This is a genomic window from Streptococcus pseudopneumoniae, assembly GCF_001068775.1.
GTDB classification, from domain to species: domain Bacteria; phylum Bacillota; class Bacilli; order Lactobacillales; family Streptococcaceae; genus Streptococcus; species Streptococcus pseudopneumoniae_N.
Map to the genome: position 1 here is coordinate 1 of NZ_JWAJ01000118.1, position 381 is coordinate 381.

The window sequence follows — 381 nt, forward strand, 5'->3', positions numbered from 1 at the left end:
ACCTGTGTGCCCTCGCTGCCTAGGGCAAATGACTAAATATGACTTCCAGAAAGAATCTAAAATTCCCTACCTCGAATGTGCAGGATACAAGACTCTCATTCGATTGAGAAAACGCCGTTTCCGTTGTAAAGTCTGTGGGAAAATAGCTGTTGCAGAGACTTCCTTAGTCAAAAAGAATCACCAAATCGCGACCATCGTCAACCACAAAATCACTCAAAAATTAATCGAGAAAGTCCCTATGACGGCTATCGCAGAAAGTCTATCTGTCTCTACTTCGACAGTCATTCGTAAATTGAAAGAATTCAAATTCAAGACAGATTTATCTTTCCTTCCAACTCACATGTCTTGGGATGAATACAGCTTCAAGAAAGGTAAGATGAG

At 40.7% G+C, this 381-nt stretch carries 1 protein-coding gene; it reads left to right on the forward strand.

The genetic code is table 11. The features are described 5' to 3' along the window. Nucleotides 1-381: transposase family protein (locus ADF68_RS06555; RefSeq protein WP_049549126.1), on the forward strand; the 381-nt coding region annotated here is incomplete at both ends.